The organism is Okeania sp. SIO3I5 (genome assembly GCF_010672085.1).
Classification (GTDB): Bacteria; Cyanobacteriota; Cyanobacteriia; order Cyanobacteriales; family Microcoleaceae; genus Trichodesmium.
In genome coordinates this window covers 189,288-213,724 of sequence record NZ_JAAHHT010000001.1, presented here as the reverse complement: position 1 = coordinate 213,724, position 24,437 = coordinate 189,288, and the positions used below count along the sequence as shown (strand labels likewise).

Below are 24,437 nucleotides of genomic sequence, written 5' to 3'. Positions count from 1 at the left end.
GTTTTTTGAGGAAAATTTAGATTTATAAATAGTGAGGGAAATTTTTTATGACTGGTTCGGAAGGGAGCAGTTTTTATCAGATTCAAGGTGGAACTTTGCCTTATGAAGCTCAAACTTATGTGGAGCGTTCTATAGATCAGAAATTATTCGATTTTGCTAAAAGTATTCATACTAATAATCGAGTTTGTTCTATTTTAGCTCCCCGACAAATGGGAAAGTCTAGCTTGATGGTTAGAACGGCTAAACTTTTAACAAATGAAGGAATAGTTTGGGTTCAAATTAATTTGCAAGGCTTTGGCAAAGTTAAGTCTAATAGTTCATTTTGGTACAGTGTTCTAGATGAAGTTTGCAAGAAGATAGATGAGCTTTTAGTTCTGGATAATCGAGAATATTCTGTTTTATTTAAGTTGGAAAAATATTGGGAAAGTCAAGATAATTCTCCGCCTGGAAAAAGGTTTTGTGATTTTCTCAAAGCAGAAATTTTACCTAAAATTGACAGTCATCTAGCGATTTTTTTAGATGAAATTCAATTGGTAATAAAGAGGAAGTAAGCTGTGAGTTATATAGAAGGTTTTTTGAGGAAAATTTAGATTTATAAATAGTGAGGGAAATTTTTTATGACTGGTTCGGAAGGGAGCAGTTTTTATCAGATTCAAGGTGGAACTTTGCCTTATGAAGCTCAAACTTATGTGGAGCGTTCTATAGATCAGAAATTATTCGATTTTGCTAAAAGTATTCATACTAATAATCGAGTTTGTTCTATTTTAGCTCCCCGACAAATGGGAAAGTCTAGCTTGATGGTTAGAACGGCTAAACTTTTAACAAATGAAGGAATAGTTTGGGTTCAAATTAATTTGCAAGGCTTTGGCAAAGTTAAGTCTAATAGTTCATTTTGGTACAGTGTTCTAGATGAAGTTTGCAAGAAGATAGATGAGCTTTTAGTTCTGGATAATCGAGAATATTCTGTTTTATTTAAGTTGGAAAAATATTGGGAAAGTCAAGATAATTCTCCGCCTGGAAAAAGGTTTTGTGATTTTCTCAAAGCAGAAATTTTACCTAAAATTGACAGTCATCTAGCGATTTTTTTAGATGAAATTCAATCTCTGATAAATTGGGGATTACAAAATGAATTTATGGGAGTTATTAAAAGTTTATCTAGCGAGGTTAATAATAATATTCTCAAAAGGTTAAATTTTGTGATTCTGGGAGTGGCAAAACCTTCCGAAATTTTAACAGACAGAGGTGTAGCTTTTAATGTAGGTAATTATCTGGAAATTGAACCTCTAAGTGGAAATTGTCAAGAACTATGGGGTGGAATAAAGGAAGTTACTACTGAGCAAAAACAGGTTATTGAGCTGATTCTTGGATGGACGGGAGGGCAACCTTTTTTAACTCAATTTCTTTGTCATTTAATTGTCATTCAAGGTGAAAAAGATGCAGCAGTAAGTTGGGAAAAGTATATAGAACAAATAGTTGAAAATGAAATAGTTGCTAAATGGAAAAATGATGATTTGCAGTCTCATTTTATAGAAATTCAAAAGTATTTGAAGAGTGCAGATGTTAATAGTTTGGAGAACTATAGGAAAATTTTAACGGATGGTGAAATTAATTTTGCAGAAACAGATAATAGTCATTGGGATTTATTAACTTCTGGTTTGGTTCTTAAGAAAGCTACCGAGTCGAGCAAAATTTTAAAAGTTACTAATCCTATTTATGCCAAAATATTTGACTATGAATGGATTGAAGATATTCAAGAACAAATGCCAGAAAAAATCAGTTTAGCTAAAGAAAAGGAAATTAACACTATGTCAACAAGATCGAAAAAAATCGCAGAAATAATTCAACAACGAGTTCCTCTAGTTAAAAAAATCGAAACTGTTGAGAAAAATTTAGAGGAATTAGCAAGTAAATTATTCAATATTGAAGAGTCTCGCATTCGTTTAATTGGAAGCGTAAATAATCCTCAAGCAAAAGAATTTTTAAATGGTCTTGATTTTCTCAAACTTAGGGGAAATATTACAGAACATTCAAGACAATTAGAGTTTTTAAGGAAGCGTCTTTCTCGTAATACTTTAAATATTGGTGTAGTTGGATTGATGGGGCAAGGAAAAAGTACATTTTTACAAAGAATTAGCGGTTTGAAGGATGATGTAATTCCTGCTCGTAAAGGGGGTGCTTGTACGGCGGTTCGCAGCACTATTTATTATCACGAAGGAGAAACTTATGCTGAAGTAATATTACATTCAGAAAATTCTTTTCTGCAAGAAGTAATCGGACCTTACTATCAGGAATTAGGTTTAGGGGTAGTGCCAGAAACTCTTGATGATTTTGCTAAACCACTGCCTAATACTAATTTTGATGGTAGTAATTCTACTGGGGAGTCAATGTACGAACATCTTAAGGGAGATTATTATGAAAATTTGCCTCATTACAGACATTTATTAAAGTCTGATTCTCCTACAACAAAAACAGTTTCTAAAGAAGAAATTGATAAGTATGTTTCTCAACCTAGAGATAATAACGGCAAACTAACAACCTTCGATCATTTACCAGTTAGAGAAGTAAAAATTTACTGTAAATTTCCCAATCAAGATGTTGGTAAAGTTGCCTTAGTTGATATTCCTGGTTTGGGCGATACAAGGTTAGGAGACGAACAATTAATATTAGAAACATTGGGGCAAGAAGTAGATTTAGTTTTGTTTATTCGTCGCCCCGATCCTTTGCGTTATGGATGGGAAAGACGAGATACAGATTTGTATAAAACTGCCTATCAAGCATTAAATAATTTAGAGAATCGTTCTTTTATAATTCTCAATCATGTTACTGGTAGTAATGACAATATAGATGCTTGTAGAAAGCACCAATCTACTTACCAAGATAAACATATTAATGTAGTTGAATGTAAGATTGCTGATTGTGCTAATAATCAAGAAGCTAATCTAGTTTTAGATATGGTATTGGATTATTTGGCAAGTAATATTATAAGTCTGGATTATGAATATGCCAGAACTTACCAAGAAAGTCTAAATAAACTCTACAAAAATATTAGCGACGAACTAAATAAAGCAAGTCAAGATTGGATGCAAAAATCCCAGGAAGCAGATATTAATGAGATGGGTAAATTTTTGCGACTCTTTAACAAACTGTGGATAGATTTAGCATCTGCTTTAGAAGATTTTCTTTATGAAATAGATGCCGAACAAGAATCAGAAAATTCCGAAGATGATGGTTTTAAAGAACAAGCTGAAACAGTCATTCAAAAATGTCGCGAAGATTCTGGATTACCAGAAATTGAAGATATAATGAGAAAAAAAGCAGATATTGGTGATTGGGAAAGCACTTTTAACAGATGTTTAAATGATATTCGGACTCACTTAACTAAACATTTTGAAGCAATGGATACTGGTTTAAATAATTCTGTTGAACGAGTCAAAGTCCGCCTGACAAATGTGCTGAAAGAAAAAGCAAATTTAGGTGATATTCCAGCTTTAGAAGGTCTTCAAGGAAGTAAATTTCTCAAAGTTATGGTTGAAGAAATAGATGACGGACTGACAAATCTCAAACAACCTTTTACGAGTCTTTATAAATTTGAAATGTCTTACAAAGCCAATCTTCGTTATATGATTCGTCCCCTTTTAAACAATCTCAATCCTAATCGGAACAGCGTGCAAATATCTCGTGTTGAAAAAGATAATCCAGAGACTAGAAAAAAAATGGCTAGGGAAATATTTGACTATTTAAAAGAATTGCATGGAGAAGCTGTTTATCAGTGTGAAAATAATTTAGACAATATCTTTGCAGAACCAGGAAAAACTGCTTTTTATGAAGTAGAAGATTTTATCGATCGGGTGTTACGTTCTGAAAATGCAAAAGAAGAATGGCAAACTTTTATTTACAAGTATAAAGGTTCTATTTGGCAGAAAGAATATGGACAAGATCCAGACAGTCGCCATCGACAAAATTGGCAGAAATTGGTTAAAGAAACTGTCAAAATAAATCAGATAGAAAAACTGCAATTTTTACAATAATTAGGATTTGCTGAAAAAGTCTTGTTCTGGGGTAGCAGTTAGTATTCAATAGTTATAGTAAATCATAATAATAGCTGTTTCTATTGATTACTAGAAAATAGTAATTCGCTGTTTCGACTGACTACTAACTATTGATTACTAGAAAATAGTAATTAGCTGTTTCGACTGACTACTAACTATTGAGACTAGAAAATAGTAATTAGCTGTTTCGAGGAACTACTAACTATTAATTACTAGAAAATAGTAATTATCTTTTTCGACTTCTACTGACTATTGACACTAGAAAATAGTAATAGCTGTTTCGACTGCGACTGACTACTAACTATTGATTACTAGAAAATAGTAATTAGCTGTTTCGAGCAACTACTAACTATTGAAATTATAAAATAGTAATTAGCTGTTTCGAGCAACTACTAACTATTGAAATTATAAAATAGTAATTAGCTGTTTCGAGCAACTACTAACTATTGACACTAGAAAATAGGGCGTTGCTGAATCAAGGTATGAAAATAAAAATTGAACAATCTCAAATATTTGTTATTCAAGAGTTTAGCAATTACCAAAAAATACAAATCATACCCATACATCAGCAACGCCGAAAATAGTAATAGCTGTTTCGACTGCGACTGACTACTAACTATTGATTACTAGAAAATAGTAATTAGCTGTTTCGACTGCGACTGACTACTAACTATTGATTACTAGAAAATAGTAATTAGCTGTTTCGACTGCGACTAACTATTGAAATTAGAAAATAGTAATAGATGTTTCCAGGAATTACTAACTATTAATTAGTAGAAAATAGTAATTAGCTGTTTCGACTGCGACTAACTATTAATTAGTAGAAAATAGTAATTAGCTGTTTCGACTGCGACTAACTATTAATTAGTAGAAAATAGTAATTAGCTGTTTCGACTTCGACTAACTATTGACACTAGAAAATAGGGCGTTGCTAAATCAAGGTATGAAAATAAAAATTGAACAATCTCAAATATTTGTTATTCAAGAGTTTAGCAATTACCAAAAAATACAAATCATACCCATACATCAGCAACGCCGAAAATAGTAATAGCTGTTTCGACTGCGACTGACTACTAACTATTGAAATTATAAAATAGTAATAGATGTTTCGAGCAACTACTAACTATTGAAATTATAAAATAGTAATTAGCTGTTTCGAGCAACTACTAACTATTGATTACTAGAAAATAGTAATAGCTGTTTCGACTGCGACTGACTACTAACTATTGAAATTATAAAATAGTAATAGCTGTTTCGACTGCGACTGACTACTAACTATTGAAATTATAAAATAGTAATAGATGTTTCGAGCAACTACTAACTATTGAAATTATAAAATAGTAATTAGCTGTTTCGACTGCGACTGACTACTAACTATTGAAATTATAAAATAGTAATAGATGTTTCGAGCAACTACTAACTATTGAAATTATAAAATAGTAATTAGCTGTTTCGACTGCGACTGACTACTAACTATTGAAATTATAAAATAGTAATAGCTGTTTCGACTGCGACTGACTACTAACTATTGAAATTATAAAATAGTAATTAGCTGTTTCGAGCAACTACTAACTATTGATTATTATAAAATAGTAATAGATGTTTCCAGGAACTACTAACTATTAATTACTATAAAATAGTAATTAGCTGTTTCGAGCAACTACTAACTATTGATTATTATAAAATAGTAATAGATGTTTCTACTGACTACTGACTATTGACTACTATAAATAGGAGGAAAAAAATTATGGCTATGGCTGAAATTGTTACTACAATGTTAGGAGCGAGTGGTGTGGGAAAAACTACACTTTTAACCTCAATCTACGAACAGTTTAGCAAGATTAATGAACAGCTAAATTTTGAATTTAAACCAGATTCTGATACTGAAGAAATTCTCCAAAAAAATCTCCGAGACCTCCAAAGTATGGGAGATGAAATTATCGCTAAAGAAGGTAGTGGAGGAATAGCAGGAACATCTGCAATTGCCGGACCGGAATCTTTGCCAGAATTTGCTTTTTATCTATCTAAAAAAGAACGTCAATTACTTAAATTGAGTTTTCGAGATTATCCGGGAAGTTATGTTTTAAAAGATAATCCTGTAGGTAGAGAATATTTGAAACGTTTGCTGAAAGAATCTGCTGCAGTAATTATTTCTATAGATACTCCAGCAATGATTGAACCTCATAAACTCGATCCTTTAAATAGCAAAAATTGGGATTTACTAAAAGATAAAAGTGGCAGGTGGCATGATGCTAAAAATCATCCCGAAGAAATTTTGAATTTATTTAAAGCTGCTTATACAAATTTAAAAGAGCCTAAATTAGTAATTTTAGCTCCTGTAAAATGTGAAACTTATGTTCAAACTCCAGAATCTGCTCAGAAACTTTTAGGATGTATAAAAGATAAGTATTCACCTTTGCTGAAGTTTCTCGGCGACCCCAGTCGGAGCGATAATATAGCTGTGGTTACTACACCAATACAAACAGTAGGATGTTTGTTTTTTTCCCGCTACTTTATTGAAGACTTTAATAAACCCCGATTTGTCTTTAAAAAGAATAGCAGTATGGATACTTATAATCCTAAAGATAACGACCATTTACTCCGATATCTTTTGAGCTTTTTACTGAAACGCCATAACGATATGCAAATTTATAAGCGATCGCCTATTTTGAGGTCTGTCCGCGATGTTTTTCAACAAGAAAGTATGTTCGAGCAAGCTGTTAAACAATTTGCCAAAACTAGGAAAACTACCGATGGTTTTACTGTCTTACAGGGAAATGAATTGTTAAAGGTTTAAATTAATTAATAATTAATAATTAATAATTAATAATTAATAATGGATGATTAGGGCTTACTGATGAAATTTAAAAGCCTTTCAAAGTAAAAACTTCAGCACTTTTTTATCCTTAAAAAGTGCAATCTTTTAGTTATAAAAGGTTCAAAAAGTTAGCCTTTTATGCTAACTATCTATGGCAGAAAAATTGAGGGACGATTCTTTTTCCTATCTTCTCTATAATTCCCATTTATCCTGTACGGGCGATTCGCTTTTGTGCATAATTCCGCAGGAAATCGCTCCTACGAATCCTGAGTCCTGCCCTTACCATTCATACTTTTTCAGCAAACCCTAATTACCTCATTATCAATTATCAATTATTAATCAAGGCTTTCAACTTTTAGCGATTAATTATCAGTTATCCATTATCCATTGGTAAAAACAACTATGAAGTATGAAGATTTATATTCAGATGGAAGGGTTAAAGAAGAAATACCTCATCTGTGAAAAAATCCAAAATTTAGGGAGTAGGGAGTAGTGAAGAAGGGAAAATTTGTTTAAGCAGCATTCCCCACTGAAAAAATATTATCGCTCTTGAGAAAAGAAGATTTTTATTATGGCTAATTTAATCAGACTGCAGATAAGTTACGGAGGGTAAAAAAAGCGATGGAGATTTATGTTCAAATTCGGGGTTATGACCAAGATAAAGATTACCGTTGGATAAAAATTATTGCAGATGAAAGGGTTAAAGAACAAATACCTCATCTGTGAAAAAATTAAAAATTTAGGGAGTAGGGAGTAGTGAATAAAGGGAAGTTTGTTTAGGCAGCATTCGCCACTTTCACGGAAGTTAAAATTCAAAATTCCAAAGTCAAAAGCAAGATTTTATAGACTCGAAACTTTAATGTCACAGTAATTTCAGAAAATTATTTAACATCTAATAAATTCTGAAACTATTTGTCACATCTTTAAAGTGAATTGGTATCAGTTATAGAGGTTAAAAAAAGCTATGGATATTTACGTTCAAAGTCGGGGTTATGACCAAGATAAAGATTACCGCTGGATAAAAGTTATTGAAGATGGAAAAGTTAAAGAAGAAATACCTCCTCTGTCAAAAAATGCTATTTCTTTAATCGAAAATAGTTCTCCATCAGTAGTTTTAGAAAGACTACCTGAGTCAGATTTGTTGTTATTAATAACTGGTCTCGAACCTGAGAAACGTCTGGATATTATTGGTCGGCAAATTAGAATCGATCTGGCGTTTGTAGACAAAGATACTGATGAGAATGAACGGGTTTTACGTCAGTTAGCTGTCCGTGCTTTGGTTGATGAAAAATGTAAATTATTAACTGAAAAAATTAGTTTATGTGTGGAATTATTAAAAAATCCAGACTTTTTGCAAGTCAATCCAGAAGATATTGATAAAGTCAAAGTTAGTCTGGAAAAAAGCAATTTTCAGAATCGGGAAAATTTGCTAGTAGAGTTAAATTTACCAGAGGAAATAGTCGGTGATTTTTTGGATGGAAAAGCTATTAATGCTCTAGACTTTGCCAAAATTTACAATACATTGGAACTAGATTTGATGAAACCAAAAGAAATTTATTTGCCTCCAGGTGTCGAAGATTCTCCCAATGAGGAGAATATTTATTCCAGTTTTGTAAATTACGGTTTCTATGTTTCCTTTTCCAAACTATTAGAAGTTATTTCTATAGAAAAAACAGAAGAAACTCCAACAAGTCAAGCAGCAGATTCTATTAAGAAAATCGGACCTAATATACCAGAATTAAGAGAGGAACTGGCAGCAGAAATTAGCCATTCTAAGTTACCATTAGAAATAGCTCCTTTGTTAGTAGTTACAGGATTTAAAAAAATGGAAATTCTGATAGAAGCTCAAATATGGCGGGGTTTATCAAAACTTGTAGATACCGAGGGTTGGACAAAAATTCCTAAACCTAAACTCAAGGACAAACTGTCTTTATCTGTGATGATAGAGGTAGTTTCAGCACAGTTTAAATGGTTGAAATCTCTGATTGAACCGTCAAATGTTAAAAGTTCAGAAAATATAGAGGAGAAAAGTGAAGATTAAAGAAGCAAACAAAACAACCAGGAATAAAATAGACATGACTTATCCAGGCAAACCTAGAAACGCCCTTTTTTCCTAGATGTCTATCTATGAAAGAAAATATAAAATTTCTTGTAGAAAATGCGTTTCTTTGCGTAATTCGTTATAGAAATAAATTTAGCCAATTTTTCATGCTGAAATTTCTGCAAGATGCTGCAATAAAATTGCTACAAGGTGTAGTCGAACAACTACCCACAACACAAAAAAATGATGAGGAAAAGCTTGAAGAAAAAGACTCATCTAATTATCTCCAAACAGATATCGATGAGGAGATTTATAATAGTCTTGACACTTTGCTTGAAACTTTAGAAGTTTCAGAAACAAAACAAATAGTTGAAAATACAAAAAGGAGCAGTATTATGCCTAACAAAAAAATTTATAACCGTAAGGTTTATATGTTAATTGACCAAAGTGGTTCAATGGTGCGTCGAGACCCTTTATTTAATAACGAACGTCGTTGGAAAGCTATTGCAGAAGCTATAGAAGGTCATGTTTATAATATTCTCAATGAGGAAGGTATGAATGGTGAAAAAATTTGTGATGAAATTACTGTAACATTTTTTAGTCCTAATCGTCCTCCAACAATAATTCGTCCTATTCAAGATGACTCTCAAGTACCTACTCTATTTGAAGAAAACCAACCCGATAGTAACACTTTTTTAGCTCCTACTTTTGAAAAAATTGTCGGACAATGGTTTGGTACGCGAATGCAAAATGAAGGAGGATTTATAATTATTTATACAGATGGAGAACTTGACGATCGCGAGACTTTTGTGAACTATGTTAAAGAAACTTGTGGCAAACTTAATAGTCAAGATGAATTAAAAGTTGTGATTATTGGATTTGGCAGTGATGTTAATCGCGATTCAAGTTTTTATTTAAAGCTTGATGCTAATGCAAATACCTTTACAGATAAAAACTCAAAACCATGCAACATTGTTGTATTCGATCTGTTAAATAAAATGCCTGGTATAATTGATTTACTTAACCGTCAATTGGAAGATGCAAAGGCAGGTTTACCTGTCTGGGGCAAAGCTGTTTGTCCTGAATTATACGATTAATTAGCTAATAATTGAATTTGATAAATAATAGCGGTCGCTTCTTTGAAAATAACTAGATTTTTTCAGTTATGAAAATTTATTCTTGGTAGCGATCGCTTCTTGATATTATCAGACACATTATTAGTCTTGAAACTGTTTAACTACATTAAGAAAAAAAGCTCATAATCTGGAATATAATATTTCTTCCTCCGAGATTTTAAAACCTGTAAAAGATAGTAAACTAACAATTAAAAAATAGTAGTATTATGCCTAACCAAAAAATTTTTAACCGCAAGGTTTATATGTTAATTGACCAAAGTAGTTCAATGTTCCACACAGATATTTTATTCAACAACGAACGTCGTTGGAAATACATTACAGAAGTTATAGAAGGTCATGTTTATAATATTCTCAATTTTGAAGGTATAAATGGTGAAAAAATTTGCGATGAAATTACTTTAACATTTTTCAATGAAAAGAAGACTCCAAAAGCAACTTATAACATTCAAGATGACTCTGAAGTAGCTATTCTTTTTGAAAAAAACCAACCTCATGGCGACACTTTTTTAGCTCCTACTTTGGAAAAAATTGTCGGACAATGGTTTGCTACGCGAAAGCCAGATGAAGGAGGATTTATAGTTATCTATACAGATGGGGTACTTGACGATTATGATGCTTTTCTAAACTGTGTTAAAGAAACTTGTAGCAAGCTTAATAATCAAGACGAATTAAAAGTTGTAATTATTGGATTGGGCAGTGATATTGATCGCGACCCGAAGTTTTATTTAAAGCTTGATGCTAATGTGTTATTTACAGATAGAAACTCAGCTCAATGCGACATTATTGTATTCGATATGTTAAATAAAATGTCTGGCATCATTGAATTACTTGACCGTCAATTAGTAAATCCCGAGGCAGGTTTACCTGTCTGGGGTAAAGAGTTTTGTCCTGAATTGTACGATTAATTAGCTAATAATTTAATTGATAAATAATAGCGATTGCTCCTATGAAAATAACTAGATTTTTCTCGTTATAGAAAGTTTTTATTAGTGGCGATCGCTTCTAGATATTATCAGACATATTACAGCATTTTTTCGAGTCTAACAGGTACAAATTTTTAAACTTTAGGGAGTAAATAAAGGATATGTTAAGCGTAACTGAAAAAGAACAAAAACTGTTATGGGGAATATTCTTGACAATTGCGATAAATATCCCAATTGGAATTACAGTAAATTATATATCTAGTGACAATAAATTACTGAAAAACCTGTTTTATATTTTTCTGTCTATTTTCCTTATATTAGTAATTTTCTTGTTAATCTCTTGGTTGATAAAGTTTTACAAGACTAAGAATACATTTAGGCGTTTATTAACAGTAAGAGATAAAAAAGTCATTGACGATTATCTGGATGCTGTAAGACGGGAAGTAGAATCTGAACTTGGATTTGAACTTAGATTTGACCCAAACAGTGATTATGTAAGTTTATCGGGGGAGCCAGGAAATCCAAATGGTCTTATGTCTCAACAAGCTTATGAGGAAAAAGGAGGTAGTCAGCGAACTAACATACCAAATCTTGATAAATACTTGTTATCTCCAAATGAATCTAGAGTATTTATATACGGCCCTCCAGGAAGCGGGAAGTCTACAACTTTATATAAAGCACTAGCAAATTATACCAAAGAATTCTCCGAAAAAATAGGATATTTTATTCCGATTTTTATTCATGCTAACGATGTTGAAAAAGTGTTAAACACGCATGGTAAAAGTATCAAAAAAATTCTTGAATTTATTACAAATATATATGAAATCAACGACAAATTATCCCAACCAGAATTTAAAAACTTTATTTCTTTATGGAATAAGAAACCATCTCTAAATTTTGTGATTATCATTGATGCTTTAGATGAGTTTATCGACAAAAGTAAACGCGAAATTCTGTTTGATTATTTATCAATTTTGATGAAAGATAGCGTTGATAAAACTAGATGGATATTATCATGTAGAGAAGAAGAATATAAAGCGTATGCTAATACTTTGAAAGTGGCAAATGTTAGAATAAAGCCCATGAGTGTATCGCAAGTTAAAGAACTTTTAAATAAACGATTGAAAAGTTTTACACATGATCCTCATAATCAGAATATAATTAGAAATACTATTTGGACAATTATAGATACTAATGCAGAACAGGAGTCTTTTTTAAGGAACCCTTACTATTTATCATTATGGCTATTTCAAGTTTCATTTTCACCGGATTTGGCAGATGCAGAAAATCGCATCCCATCTATCAGAAATTTGCACGATCTAGAGTTAAAACGGGAGATATTAAAAGGTATGAATGTAAATCCACCGACCCGTTTTGAGCAAATTGATAACGTCCTATTTCAATACCTTTTAGAAGTATTATCAATTTTGAGTTTTCATCTTATGAGGATATCTTTACAGGTTAAACACACTTCTCATTATGGTGTAAGTATTTCCGACCATAGTATTTTGGATTCACTATATAAAAAATACAAAGATTTGAGAACCAATAGAGGCAATTTCGACCAAGAAACAACTCAAAGGTTAATTCAATATAAATCTTATGAGCTGTCACTAGATAAAATTCAAGAACATAAAATTGCTGAAAGTGACAGAAAGTTTATAAGAATACTCAAAGTCTTAAATACCTCTAAGTGGCAAAATTTACGTTTGAGAAATCAAGATAGATTTGATTTTTTTATTGTAATTTCTAGTATTATAGATATAGCAGAAAAATATCGCCTAATAGAGTTAAATTCCAATTTTAGTTATTTTTCTAGATTTCTTAATCAAAGAGCTGCTGACTATTTGGCAGCTCGATATTTTGTTGAAAATGGCTTGAAGGGAATACTCCAGCAGACAGGAGAACCTAATTTTTGGTTATTCAGAACAATAGCAATTTCGATTGCTATTTCTAACGAACCTGATAAGATACTAGATCCTAAAGTCGCATCTAAAGACCCTGTATTAGCAACAGCAGTTGTAAATGGCCTTTCATTTGTCAGAGCTGATGATAAAAAGCTGCTGAGTGGGTTTATTAGAAGTTTTGTTGGACAACTCCTCGATCCGAAAAATTTTGACTCATCCTATAAAGAATACGATCCTTGCAATCCCCTAAGAGTCTTGAAATTTGTGAGCAGACTATCTTCAAATGGCTATAGTAGCTTCTTTTGGCTCCCTCACGATTTGTTTAAAAAGCTTCTTCAAAATAGGGATACGAGTATTGCAGATACAGCAGCTATTACTCTTCTTACCCACGCATCTAGAACTGAATTTGATATTAAGACTTGGAGAATTCTACTGCGATTTTTGTTAATAAAGTCTGTTCGTTTTGAATTCCCTCAAAAATTTGATAACGGTTTTTCAACAGCAATTTATAGAGGTTTAATTGGAGATGTCTAATCAGCGATCGCTCACTAAAAATTCGTTTACTAATTGGATTTTTTGTATAACTTTCCCTCTAGTTTTTGGTTATGTTTTAACGCTTTTGATTAGCTTGGTATATCTTTGGGTATTATGGTTTCTTTTTCAAGAAAGCCAAAGTAGAATTGCTATGCTTTTACCGTTTGTCTATTGTGTTTTTGCTTTCCCCTATTCAATATGGGCTTATTATAAATCTGGGATAGCTATTCCTAGGTCAATTCTAGTTGGATGGCATTCTTTCGTTGCTAAATTTTCCAGGAAAAATCCAATTGTAATTATACTATTAGTGATTTGTATAGTTACTGCCAATAAATTCTATAAACCTCCTGAGTTTGGTTTCTCAGACCTTGAATTAGTGGGAGAAAAAGTAATGCAATTGGAAACTAAATTAAATCAAACTGTTTCTGAAAAGATAGAGCCTTTAAAAATTTCATTGGCGACTCAATTAACACTATCAGACGAGACAATAAATTCTGAAAAATATCAAGATTTTTACAAAAAGCCACCCTTCGGTAAGGCCAATCAAGAAAAAATTAATAGAATTGATAATATTTATTGGGGATTTAAGGAGAAAGTTAAGTCTCAGGAAGAATATATAGATCGAGCAGAAGCGAATTTAGAGAAAACAAAAGGTAGCATTAGGTCTATTGGAGAAGACCTTGATGGCTTAATATCCGAGCTAGAAAATATATGCAATTCAGCTAATAATAGTCAAGAAGTTGACGATGAAAAATATTTAGCTAAAAAGAATGAGCATTGCAATAAACTAAGAGATATTTCTTTGCAACTAAAAGAATCTACAAATTCAAATTCAAATAACTTTCAGAAATTCAGTAATGATTTAATCAGGATTGGAGAAAATGTTTCATATTCCAAAAGATTCCTTCCTTCTTGGAATAATTGGCTAGCTGCACAAAAAAATGTTGTAGATTCTAGAGTAATCAGCAGAGAACAGGTCGATAATTGGATAGAACGTGCGAATCGTGAATTAGATTTTGTTTATCAAACAATTGAGAATGTAGACAGTGTTATACAAATAATTCCACAAGAAGAATCAGAGCTTCGTAGTAATATTGAAGCTATAGAAAAAGAATCTGAAAATTTTGAACGTCAGATTAGTGAATATGAAAACATGAAAAATTTTACGTTGACTAAGGAAATTGTTAATGATGCAAAAAATAATTTATTCCCTATAAATGATTTATTTGATAAAATTTCTCAAGTTGAAGAAAATACTAAAATTTTAGTTGATAATTTAAGAAAGGAATCTGATGAAATAGATAGCAGAATTACACCTCTTAATAACTTATATTTTGAAGGTCAAAATCTTCTCAAAGCTCGAAGATTTACTCAAGAGGCATTAAGTAAAAAACCTAATCTTAGAAGAGAGCTAGAAAACATTAATAACTTGAGGCTTAATGAACTTCCTTCTTGGAAAGAAAAAATACAGAATGAACTTGATAATTATCAGTCTCTGCAGAAGTCAATATCTCAGAGGTTAGGAGAAACTCAGTCATCAATTAAGAACACCCAAGATAGATTCAAATATTTTGTCAAAAGTGGGGAAAACCAGCTTTTTCTATCTACTATTCGATGGTCTGCTATCTATGGAGTAATTGTAGCAGTTGGGATTACTGTAGGTTGGTACTTATACGAAAAAAGAAAATTGAGAAAACTAAGCCTTCTTGATCCTAGGAATTTAGACAACCTACTTACTCAGATTAAGGAGACTGAAGGATTTGTGGCAATCAGAAAAGAAGCAATTAAAAAAATATACGAACATCAAAATAATCTCAATGTTGAACAATTATCATCAGTAGTAAAACGGCTAAAAGAGACGGTGAAACAGATGGAAAAGTTTAAGTCTGATGATGATGTAAAAGTTAATGCGGAGCTAAGAAAAGTAGCAGAGTCTCTTGAGCTACGTGTAATGGAAAAGCGGAGTTTCAAATAACTCAGAAATTAAAGACTGAGGTATAAATGATGTACTACTAAGGCCATAATGCTGTATACAAGAAATTTTTTACTGTCTAAACTGATAAATATCAGAACCATAAGTCGAGGTAATTTATAATGAATAACCTGTTAAAAGGATCTTTTCTAGGATTCCTAGGATCGTTAGGAGCGATCGCTGGAATTTTAGCATTTAGTAATCCAACTCAAGAAATTTATGCTGAAAATCTAGTCTGGGAAATTAAGGAAAATTGTAGCAAACAAAGTCAACTTTCTCCTATAGTTCAAGCTCGTTGTTATACGATAACTCCCCTGCCTCCTAGTGCAATAAAACCAATTATTGGTATTTATACTAGACGACAGAATTATCATCTATTTAGTATTTATACAACTGATATGTGGGGTATGAAAAATCAAGCTATTGGTTTAGGAGGAGGTTTCTTTAAGTTCTAAAAATCAAAAATTAAGCCTTAATGTAGTGTCGTGACACACCTAAAATATTGCAATTGTAGGGGCGGGTTTCGTATTAAATTAATGGTGTTGCAAATTATCTGATGAACCTGCTCCCCCAACTACGGGACTGACACATATTCAATAATGCGTTATTATAGATTATTAAATGCTTTTCAAAATCTAGATTTTAGGAGTAAATACGCACTCTATAAAGCAAGATTTCTAGAGAATTAATATGAGATTCAAATCCAATTAATTATAGATACTTAAAACAGGTGATAAAGGAGTTAGTATATGGAAGTAGAAAGTTACCGAATTAATCCTAGTATGTGGAGAAGTAATCCACTTTTATTTATTGCTTATTTAGCCTTAATTTTATTGTTTGTAATCGGACTTGTATTCTTGTTAGTATGGTGGATTAAAAATAAAAATACAACGTTAATAATAACTGATAAGCGGACAATTTTACAGCAAGGTTTACTTAGCAGATACACTAATGAAGTAATGCACGCTCATATCCGCAATATTCAAGTTCAACAGAGTATTATGGAACGTTTCTTCAATACTGGCACTATCAAATTGACATCCTCTACCGTTAAATCAGAGATTATAACGAGAGATTCCCAAACCTCACGATTTAGGTTTACTGCTTGAGTGGCACTTATCTAGATTGTTTCCAATCCCCGACAGTACGCCTACACAGTCAATTTACTCTACGATCTGCCCGACCGCAATGACTCCTCGATGACAAATCATTTTTGCTGCTGCTACATCACGATTGATTTCGTATTGGCATTTAGGACATTTATGAATACGCTCAGACAGGTCTTTTTTGCCTGTATACGCTCCACAATTTGGGCAAATTTGACTGGTATATCTGTAGTCTACCTTGGCAAAATAAACCCCTCGTTTCCTGCATACCCAAGCCAAAATACTGAAAAACTGACCAAATCCTGCATCTAAAGTGTGTTTGCCTAACATTCCTTTGGCCCAGGTTCTCAAGTCTAGGTCTTCCACAAATATCATTCCTGCTTGGTCACATAAATGATGAGCTAGCTTAAAGTGAAAGTCTTTTCGGGTGTCTGAGATTTTTTGGTGAAGTCTTGCTATCTTTTGGTTAAGCTTATGTCGATTTGCTGAATCCTTAGATTTTAACTTTAATCTACGTTGCAGTAATGTCAACTCGCTTTGTAGTTTGGTTAAAAATTTTGGACGTTCAATCAATTCACCATCAGAAGTTGCTAAGAACTTATCAAGTCCAACATCAATCCCTAACGGGTGTCCAGAAGTAGGGGTATCCGGAATACTAACGGGACTTTGTAGAGATAACATGGCAAAATACCCAGTAGCTCGTCTTACCACCCTCACCTGTTTCAGTTTAAATCCTTCTGGAATTGGTCTAGATAATCTTATCCGAACTAACCCGATTTGGGGTAGTTTTATATAATCATTTGAGATGGGATTACTCTTAAACTGAGGGAATACAAAGGACCTCATTCTGTACTTGTTTTTAAAGCGAGGAAAACCATAACCTTGCTGTTTCATGTTGCTAAAAGCCTTTTCCAAATTCTTGAGAACTTGTTGTAAGACTTGAGCATTAGTTCTTCTGAGTTCTGGGTTAGTCTTTTTGGCTTTAGTTAAGCTAGCTGCTTGTCTGTTGTAGTTAGGGTAAGGTGCATCGGCAGGAATTATATACTCTTGATTTAATGAGCAACAGTTAACCGCACATTTCCTACTGTTAATCCAGTCTTTGCGCTCTCTTAAGGCATAATTCGACACCCTTCTACAGACTGCCAACATATCTTCTATGATGGCGATCTGTTCTTGAGAAGGGATTAACTTAAATTCGTAGGTTAATGTGAGCATATTCCTAATTATATCATAAATTATATCTCAATGAAGTGTTTATTGTTTTTTTGGTCGCGATTCATCTCCCGGTAAATTAGAAAATACTACTTTCTATTTGATAAGAATTATGTTCCATTGTGCATTAGCTCTACCTGCTGGATTACCACCATGAACTGTCACAGTATCCTGCGTAACACCCCTCTTGAGAGCAGTAGAAGAACAACCATTACACCGAGCTACATATTCCCCTGAATTAGCCTTGAGAGCATAGTTGCCATTGGGCAGTAATTCAGGAGTTAATTGAACGTTAGGATTATTTGGATTGTCGTGAAAAATAACTAGAAAGTCAGGAACTGCGCCATCTTTGATACAGCCATTACACCGACCTACATATTTTCCAATGTCTGACTTAAGAGCAATTTTCCTGCCACTAACAGGAACAACTGTGAACTGAGCATGACCAACATTGTATCCATTTCGTAGTGTCACAGTATCAGGAATAGGAGTAGAACCCAAAGTTTCCTGGCAGCTTCTACAACGAACCATAAATGATCATTATCGTTTGTAGGATTTATTCACCTAAACAATAAACTGGGTTTATTGCCTTGATTATTGTTTTTCAAACCACGAATTTTTTTTGATCAACCTGGTTTCTGTGTAAGCGATCGCTATTTGTTGAATAAATAATCATGTTTAGGGGCGAGCGACTACAACTACATTAACTGTATCACGATTTTTAAATATTTACAACCTCATATATTTCGATATTTCTTGGAGCTTAGGAAAATGAAATATACTTTTCCTCGCCAAATTCTATGCAGAACTGTTTCATTCTTGATAACCACCGGTATTTGGGGAGTGTGGGGAAGAGGGGTTGAATCAAATGTTTGGGAGTGTCGATCTTCTCATATCCCCGAGCGACTCATACCTCCCAAACTCACCCCCCATAGGTTTTACTCTTATTGAAACACCCTCTTTAGGCAAGTCTGACTAGGGCAGTGCATTTATTGTTTTTAACCTTCATTAGACTTAGGACTATATGATAATTGAAGCAATTTGTCTTTCTTTTTCTTCTTTTTATCAACAGTCTTCGGTTGTGAACCTTTTGACAATAATTTCTCTCTATTTATTAAATCTAAAGCTCTACTCGCATAATTAATGCCATTTAGTAACCGAGGTTTATCAGTGTCTGGATAATATGAATAACGAATAAATGCAGTAATTGCCTTATTTCGCAATTCTTCAGGGAAAAAGCAGATGATAGGAGTAAGATAGTCATATTTAATAACTTGCCATGTCTTGTAAGAGTCCAAAGAATGAATCCATCCTAAAATATTCATTGCCGATCCGAGGCCACCAGAGTATTCCAGCTCTAGATTGCTGTCACTAGACATATTTTGACTACTCTTCATCTCACTCTCACTAGACATATTTCCTTTACCGCTCATTCCAGATAGATTTAGCTGAGATGCAAAGGCAGATTGAAAGGATGATGTTATTTGGGAATTAGCAGAAACCTGTAAATTTACCTCACTTTGTGTAGATATCTTACCCCGAGCGTGAATTTTAGTGGAACGAAGTAACCATATTCTTTCAAAAGAGTATTTAATTGTAAAAAGTTAGACCACTCATCTTTATCTAAAGCATTCTTAACCTTCTCCTGGAAGTCAGGTTTCAATTTAATATTTTTCCAGTCTACAGATAGAATCAATTTTGGTCTTGTATACTCTGCAAGCAGGTAGCTTTTAGATGTTGCATTTAGTGAGCTACTCCCAGAAGATTGCATGTTTGAATTTGCATCTAAACTACCAAATAAACTTAATTCTTGGGTACTACTCCCTTTTGAAGAAAATTTTGCTACTGCACGACCTATATAACTTGTTTCGACATTTACTGTGGAGTATGCAATTTTTTGAGGTACGCTCCAATTAGGATGATAAATCTTATCAGAACCTTGAGGAGTTGAAGTTCCTTGAGGAGTTGAAGTTCCTTGAGGAGTTGAAGTTCCTTGAGGAGTTGAAGTTCCTTGAGGAGTTGAAGTTCCTTCAATAATTTGAGGAGTTGAAGTTCCTTGAGGAGTTGAAGTTCCTTCAATAATTTGAGGAGTTGAAGTTCCTTGAGGAGTTAAAGTTCCTTCAATAATTTGAGGACTTTCAGGAGTTGAAGTTCCTTCAATAATTTGAGGACTTTCAGGAGTTGAAGTTCCTTCAATAATTTGAGGACTTTCAGGAGTTGAAGTTCCTTCAATAATTTGAGGACTTTCAGGAGTTGGAGAAACTTCAGGAGTCCAAACAATAGCTTCCTTGAATGCTTTTGATATTACCCAATCTTCATCTTCAGACTGAATTACGTTAACGGTAAGAGCTTTTTCTAATTCCAGTCTTTCGTACAATTTTTTCTTTTGGTCGGGAGCTAAATCTTGAAAAAAATCTTTGATTGTTCCAGGTGCAAATTTTTCTATTTGAGCTGGAATTTGTAGAGCTGATTGAGCTGCCATATTTGGAATTGATGAAACTACTTGAAGTAAATTGGTTACTTGAGGTCCAACTCCTTGAACTGAATGAATTAAATCAGTGACTTCCTTGACAATTGGTCCAAGGGATTCCATTACTCCAACTGGAGTTACTCCAGCTGGAGTTTGTTGTAGTTGAGTTTTTTGACTAGGAACTAAACCTTGTCCTTCTTTTTCTGCCATTTGAGATTTTTCTCCATAATTATGCTGTCTATACAAAATATGATGAATTGAGTTCAATGAATACTAATCATCATATTAATTACGTCTTCAAAGTCAAATTTGCTGGTAACACGACCAGTTTATTTATATTAGATGCTATGAACCTTTTCCTTCACGAGGAACTTTTACCAATTTTTAATTTTCATTGTTCTAGAGTCACAAAGTCCTCGATCTTTTCATATTCATCATTTTCATCTTTATTGAGAATAAAGAAAAGCATGTGGATAGAACCATTGGTTTTGAAATCAGATTTGTCGTTATCTTCAACTACATTAGTGATTAACTCATTGAATCTTTCCTTGGATTTAGCACCTTTAACAATGTAGTTACTATCATTGATAGGACTTTCGACTGCTTTCCGAGAGAAGTCTCCACCTTTTATGGATATACTTTTGACGTATTTCTTGAAGTCTTTACTCTTGAAGTATTTACCCAAGTCCTTATTTTTGGGGTCTTGACTTTTTTTGTACCCCATAGGAATAGAAGCTTTAGGGACTCCTGGACGATACCTATAATAACCTTGGTCATAGCCAAAAATTGGCCATGTGATGATGCTAACCAAGCTGGTTTCTAAGATATTGTCACTTATGTTATTTTCCGCGTTCTCGAAGTATTGAAAATCTTTAACTCTGATGGAACTTGCATCATTTTGGTATCGAGAGACTTGGACTTTTATTCTTTCCTCATCACCTTCATTACCAGCGTAGAGTTTCTTGATTATGTTCTTTTCCATGGTAAATATCTTAAAACCATATCCACAAGGACCTTCCGATTCAAGAGTAAAAGAAATATGTGAATCTTCCTGTAAGAAGACAATATTTTGAGTGTACCATCCAGATTTCTCTGTCGGTTTAAGTTGAACTAGAACAGGCTCTTTTCTGCCATCTTTATTGATACCTCGTTCCTGATTCAAAGAAATCGATACTTTTAAAAAGCGATCTTTGAAGAACTCGCATTTAGTTCCTATTAGTTTTTGTTGTTCTTCTTCACTCATTATGTTTATTCTCCTTTTTTGAATTCCTTAAACGGTAACTCAGACCAATTCAATTTATGTAGTTGCGTTCCCTTGTACAACTAATTATTAAGCTAATATTACTTCAACTTAATTCACTTACCTTATACCTATATGAGTAATTAGGCAGTGGTGGTCATTTCAGTTATCAGTACCTCTGCCTGTTTGCGCAGCATTCCGCAGGAAAGCCAGAGGCTTGAAATACGGAATCGAATATTTTTTGCTCCCCTTTCAAAGGAAGGGTTAAGACCTTATTTTTTGCTCAAAATTATGGGTAAAAGCTGGTCTTTTGTATACCCGAAATAAATCATACATCTTCATTTTTATAGATGTCAAGATGCTACATTCCGCACTTCAAATTTAGTCAACAATTACCAATTCTCAATACTGGTGAGATACAAAATTTGTTGGTTTTAGGCAACAAATAATACTTAACTGGCAACAAATTACACTTAACTAGCAACAAATAATACTTAACTGGCAACAAATAAAGATAGGTGTACCTCATTATCCTCAGAAATGCTATACACAAGTGGCAGGGAAATTACCTGAATATTTTTTTAGTATAAATACTCTTGATTTTCCTCTCTATTCCTAATACCGTTTCACTGAATTATGAATTTAGAATTTAGAATTTAGAATGCCAGATTTGATAGGTTAAAAACTTTGATAAAACAACAATTTCAGGCAATTATTTGACATTTAAAGTTTGAAACTATTTGTGACATCCTTAAAAGTAAATTTGTATAAGGTTAACTTATAGGCTTATACCTATACCTAGAATTTTTTAATTCTTTGAAATATCTCAATGTTAATTCCTCCTTTAAAGCTAATGAAGCTGATAGTTGAATGCTTACTATCTGACAAAAATATTAAAATAATCCGCAGAGTTTCAATATCTTAATTTTAATTATTAAAATATAGACTGTCAGTTTTCTAAGTTAGGATTTAAAATTAATGACACGTTTAGCATTACTCAGCACGTCTGATAAAACAGGTCTAATCGATCTAGCAAAAAGTCTAGTTTCAGAATTTGACTATGAAATAATTAGTAGTGGCGGTACTGCTAAAATTCTAAAAGATGCAGGAATTTCTGTGATGAAAGTATCTGACTATACGGGTTTTCCAGAAATTTTAGGAGGCAGAGTTAAAACTTTACATCCTCGCATTCATGGAGGTATTTTAGCAAGAAAAGATTTACCTCAAGATATTGAAGAATTAAATGCTAATAATATTCGACCTATTGACCTAGTTGTTGTTAATTTATACCCGTTTGAACAAACAGTTTCTCAACCGGAAGTTACCCTAGCAGAAGCAATTGAAAAAATTGATATTGGCGGACCTGCAATGTTAAGAGCATCTGCTAAAAATTTTGCTCATCTGACAGTTTTATGCAATCCTTCTCAATACAATTCTTATTTGGAAGAACTACGGAAAAATGGTGGAGAAGTATCCTTAGAATTTCGGCAAAAATGTGCATTAGCAGGATTTCAACATACGGCAACTTATGACCAGGCGATCGCTACTTATTTAGAAGAGCAAGAAACAATTTCTGAGTCTGAAAAATCAGAAAAGGAAGTATTTTTCCTCTCCGGCAAAAAAATCAAAACTCTGCGTTATGGAGAGAACCCTCATCAATCTGCGACTTGGTATCAAAGAGGAATTAATGCTAGTGGTTGGGCGACAAGTAAAATTCTTCAAGGTAAGGAATTAAGTTATAACAATTTGGTAGATTTAGAGGCAGCAAGACGGATTATTACAGAATTTTCTGATGCTCCGACTGTGGCAATTCTTAAACATACAAATCCTTGTGGAGTTGCAGTTGATGAGACTCTTTTGGCAGCTTATGAAGCAGCTCTTGCTGGAGATTCTGTTTCAGCTTTTGGTGGAATTGTTGCTTTAAATAAATCTATTGATGCGCCGACTGCTACGGCAATGACTAAGACATTTTTGGAATGTGTAGTTGCTCCGGGATGCGAACCGGAAGCGGAGGAAATTTTTCAGAAAAAATCTAAATTAAGAGTATTAATTTCGCCAGATTTAAACCAGGGAGAGTCGGAAACTATTAAAGTAATTGCTGGTGGTTTTTTAGTACAAGATGTTGATGATGCGGTAGATAATTCTAGTGATTGGAAAATCGTTACAGAAAAACAACCGACTGCTGAACAAATGGAAGAATTAATGTTTGCTTGGAAGGTGGTAAAGCACGTTAAGTCTAATGCAATTGTCGTGACAAAAAATCGCGCTACTATTGGTATTGGTGCAGGTCAAATGAATCGAGTCGGGGCAGTAAAAATAGCTTTGGAACAAGCAGGAGAAAAAGCTATTGGAGGAGTATTAGCTAGTGACGCTTTTTTCCCTTTTGATGATTCAGTAAAAACAGCAGCAGCAGCAGGAATAACTGCAATTATTCAACCAGGTGGTAGTCTGAGAGATAAAGATTCTATTGCTGCTGCAAATGAGTTAGGTTTGGTAATGATACTAACTGGAATGCGTCACTTTTTACATTAGAAAAAGTTGGATGTAGGAGGTGACTCTCTATTTTACTTTCAGAAATTTTGCCTCTGGAAACAGTCAGTAAAAATTCAGATAATCTGTCTGACTCAACCGTCTAGAATTGTCTTGGCAAAATCTAGTCTACTCAGAAATTTTCACAGGAGAAAAAGTCGGGTGTGGTCGGTGACTCTCTATTTTACTTTCAGAAATTTTGCCTCTGGAAACAGTCAATGAAAATTTAGATAATCTGTCTGACTCAACCCTCTAGAAATGCCTTGGCAAAATCTAGTCTACTCAGAAATTTTCACAGGAGAAAAAGTCGGGTGTGGTCGGTGACTCTCTATTTTACTTTCAGAAATTTTGCCTCTGGAAACAGTCAATGAAAATTTAGATAATCTGTCTGACTCAACCCTCTAGAAATGCCTTGGCAAAATCTAGTCTACTCAGAAATTTTCACAGGAGAAAAAGTCGGGTGTGGTCGGTGACTCTCTATTTTACTTTCAGAAATTTTG

General features: G+C 33.3%; 16 protein-coding genes. 11 read left to right on the top strand and 5 right to left on the bottom strand.

Annotated elements, in window-relative coordinates; all coding sequences use genetic code 11:
* Positions 1 to 47: 47 nt before the first annotated feature.
* The 10 genes from F6K40_RS00700 to F6K40_RS00655 all read left to right on the top strand — a co-directional run bounded on the left by F6K40_RS00700 (position 48) and on the right by F6K40_RS00655 (position 16,489).
* Positions 48 to 551 carry an AAA-like domain-containing protein gene (locus F6K40_RS00700; RefSeq protein WP_293129936.1) on the top strand — a complete coding sequence of 168 codons (504 nt, stop codon included), beginning with the start codon at positions 48 to 50 and terminating at the stop codon, positions 549 to 551.
* A gap of 66 nt (positions 552 to 617) precedes the next feature.
* Positions 618 to 4,028: an AAA-like domain-containing protein gene (locus F6K40_RS00695; protein WP_293129933.1), complete on the top strand. Its 3,411-nt coding sequence runs from the start codon at positions 618 to 620 to the stop codon at positions 4,026 to 4,028.
* Positions 4,029 to 5,796: 1,768 nt separating this feature from the next.
* Positions 5,797 to 6,846 (top strand): hypothetical protein, encoded by a 1,050-nt coding sequence (locus F6K40_RS00690; RefSeq protein WP_293129930.1) that lies wholly within the window; start codon positions 5,797 to 5,799, stop codon positions 6,844 to 6,846.
* Between the two features lie 985 nt (positions 6,847 to 7,831).
* On the top strand, positions 7,832 to 8,908 hold the full coding sequence (locus F6K40_RS00685; RefSeq protein ID WP_293129927.1) for a hypothetical protein: 1,077 nt from the start codon (positions 7,832 to 7,834) through the stop codon (positions 8,906 to 8,908).
* A gap of 86 nt (positions 8,909 to 8,994) precedes the next feature.
* Positions 8,995 to 10,005: a vWA domain-containing protein gene (locus tag F6K40_RS00680; RefSeq protein WP_293129924.1), complete on the top strand. Its 1,011-nt coding sequence runs from the start codon at positions 8,995 to 8,997 to the stop codon at positions 10,003 to 10,005.
* Between the two features lie 245 nt (positions 10,006 to 10,250).
* Positions 10,251 to 10,949, top strand: coding sequence for a vWA domain-containing protein (locus F6K40_RS00675; protein WP_293129921.1), 699 nt, complete (start codon positions 10,251 to 10,253; stop codon positions 10,947 to 10,949).
* A gap of 179 nt (positions 10,950 to 11,128) precedes the next feature.
* Positions 11,129 to 13,408 carry an NACHT domain-containing protein gene (locus tag F6K40_RS00670; RefSeq protein ID WP_293129918.1) on the top strand — a complete coding sequence of 760 codons (2,280 nt, stop codon included), beginning with the start codon at positions 11,129 to 11,131 and terminating at the stop codon, positions 13,406 to 13,408.
* Positions 13,401 to 15,383, top strand: coding sequence for a coiled-coil domain-containing protein (locus tag F6K40_RS00665; RefSeq protein ID WP_293129915.1), 1,983 nt, complete (start codon positions 13,401 to 13,403; stop codon positions 15,381 to 15,383). Before F6K40_RS00670 ends, F6K40_RS00665 begins: the two co-directional genes overlap by 8 nt.
* A 119-nt stretch (positions 15,384 to 15,502) precedes the next feature.
* A complete protein-coding gene (locus tag F6K40_RS00660) occupies positions 15,503 to 15,835 on the top strand; it encodes a DUF4359 domain-containing protein (RefSeq protein WP_293129913.1) in 333 nt (110 codons plus the stop codon).
* 327 nt (positions 15,836 to 16,162) lie between these two features.
* Positions 16,163 to 16,489, top strand: a complete 327-nt coding sequence (locus tag F6K40_RS00655) for a PH domain-containing protein (RefSeq protein WP_293129910.1) — start codon at positions 16,163 to 16,165, stop codon at positions 16,487 to 16,489.
* 54 nt (positions 16,490 to 16,543) lie between these two features.
* Here the strand turns inward: F6K40_RS00655 and F6K40_RS00650 are convergent, their stop codons facing one another.
* From F6K40_RS00650 to F6K40_RS00630, 5 genes are all read right to left on the bottom strand, one after another.
* Positions 16,544 to 17,701, bottom strand: coding sequence for an RNA-guided endonuclease InsQ/TnpB family protein (locus F6K40_RS00650; RefSeq protein WP_293129907.1), 1,158 nt, complete (start codon positions 17,699 to 17,701; stop codon positions 16,544 to 16,546).
* Between the two features lie 93 nt (positions 17,702 to 17,794).
* A complete protein-coding gene (locus F6K40_RS00645) occupies positions 17,795 to 18,229 on the bottom strand; it encodes a fascin domain-containing protein (RefSeq protein ID WP_293129904.1) in 435 nt (144 codons plus the stop codon).
* A 467-nt stretch (positions 18,230 to 18,696) separates the two neighbouring features.
* Positions 18,697 to 19,230: a hypothetical protein gene (locus tag F6K40_RS00640; RefSeq protein WP_375340541.1), complete on the bottom strand. Its 534-nt coding sequence runs from the start codon at positions 19,228 to 19,230 to the stop codon at positions 18,697 to 18,699.
* On the bottom strand, positions 19,209 to 20,378 hold the full coding sequence (locus F6K40_RS00635) for a hypothetical protein (RefSeq protein ID WP_293129899.1): 1,170 nt from the start codon (positions 20,376 to 20,378) through the stop codon (positions 19,209 to 19,211). Before F6K40_RS00635 ends, F6K40_RS00640 begins: the two co-directional genes overlap by 22 nt.
* A gap of 181 nt (positions 20,379 to 20,559) precedes the next feature.
* On the bottom strand, positions 20,560 to 21,411 hold the full coding sequence (locus F6K40_RS00630) for a hypothetical protein (RefSeq protein WP_293129897.1): 852 nt from the start codon (positions 21,409 to 21,411) through the stop codon (positions 20,560 to 20,562).
* A gap of 975 nt (positions 21,412 to 22,386) precedes the next feature.
* Between F6K40_RS00630 and purH the strand changes: the two genes are divergently transcribed.
* Entirely contained in the window at positions 22,387 to 23,940 is a 1,554-nt protein-coding gene (gene purH / locus F6K40_RS00625; RefSeq protein ID WP_293129894.1) for a bifunctional phosphoribosylaminoimidazolecarboxamide formyltransferase/IMP cyclohydrolase, read from the top strand.
* Positions 23,941 to 24,437 lie beyond the last annotated feature (497 nt).